A 1,037-nucleotide genomic window follows, 5' to 3' on the forward strand; every position below is an offset into this window, starting at 1 on the left:
CCAAGAAGACGTGCACAGAAAACAGCAATTCAACAACGAAATCTGAATCCTGTGCTTGACTTGGAAATGTCTGTATAGGACATTTCTATTTGGTTTTAAGATAGGACATTTCTACTTTGGAATAACATAAAAAATGGAGCCTAAAGCTCCATTTTTTAATAACTTTTTTTAAATTGCTAAGCGTAAATTCAGTGCTTTTACAACTTTAATCACAGTATCAAAACTAGGGTTAACATCACCAGAAAGTGCTTTATAAAGACTTTCTCGGCCTAAGCCTGTATCTCGTGATAATTGAGCCATTCCTTTAGCTTTTGCAATGTTACCTAAAGCCTTTGCAATGAATGCGGCATCGCCATTAGATTCTTCAATACATGCTTGTAAGTAAGCCTGCATATCATCCTCTGTTTTAAGATGCTCAGCACTGTCCCATTTGCGAAGTTTAATAGCCATTTATAGCTCCTCCTCTAAATCTTGTGCCAATTGCAGGGCAAGTTTTATATCTTTACTTTGCGTAGACTTATCTCCGCCTGCTAAAAGAATAACAACCCTTTGCCCTTGCTTGCAGTAATAAATCCTATAGCCTGGCCCAAAGAAGAAACGTAATTCAGAAACACCTTCACCGACCGGCTCAGTATCTCCAAAGTTTCCATCTTCAACCCGATCAATTCGGACTTGTATGCGTCTTTTTGCCTGCTGGTCTTTTAACTTGGTGAACCAGTCATCAAAGACTTCAGTGGTATATATTGAGTACATAAGTAGAATGTATCCTATAGGATACATTTATGCAAGAAATAAACTTGATATTTGGGGCTCGAAACGGTGAATTTCGTATAACCGCCATTATGTTAAGTTAATCAAAATTCTTAATGCACCAAAACCTAAAAATTTAAATGGAGTAAAAATGACTTTAAAGGTAAGCGTCCGCTGAATCCCATACCTATTTTTTAATTCGATTTAGGTTTCCAGCAGTGCGGCAGCAATTCTTCAATTTGGGTCACTTTGTGTGTCGGTAACCTTTTCAGCACATCACTTAAATA

The 1,037-nt window shown here is 37.3% G+C and carries 3 protein-coding genes; all 3 read right to left on the bottom strand.

Going from position 1 to position 1,037, the window contains the following annotated elements; translation table 11 throughout:
• Positions 1-168: 168 nt before the first annotated feature.
• The gene (locus FTT63_RS15570) at positions 169-450 is read right to left on the bottom strand and encodes an addiction module antidote protein (RefSeq protein ID WP_000985609.1); all 282 of its coding nucleotides are present in this window, start codon (positions 448-450) and stop codon (positions 169-171) included.
• Positions 451-753 (bottom strand): type II toxin-antitoxin system RelE/ParE family toxin, encoded by a 303-nt coding sequence (locus FTT63_RS15575; RefSeq protein ID WP_000286964.1) that lies wholly within the window; start codon positions 751-753, stop codon positions 451-453. It lies immediately after the preceding gene.
• Positions 754-944: 191 nt separating this feature from the next.
• Positions 945-1,037: transposase domain-containing protein (locus tag FTT63_RS15580; RefSeq protein WP_046889966.1), on the bottom strand; the 93-nt coding region annotated here is incomplete at its 5' end.

The sequence above is a fragment of the Acinetobacter sp. C15 genome (genome assembly GCF_013420645.1).
GTDB lineage: Bacteria > Pseudomonadota > Gammaproteobacteria > Pseudomonadales > Moraxellaceae > Acinetobacter > Acinetobacter indicus.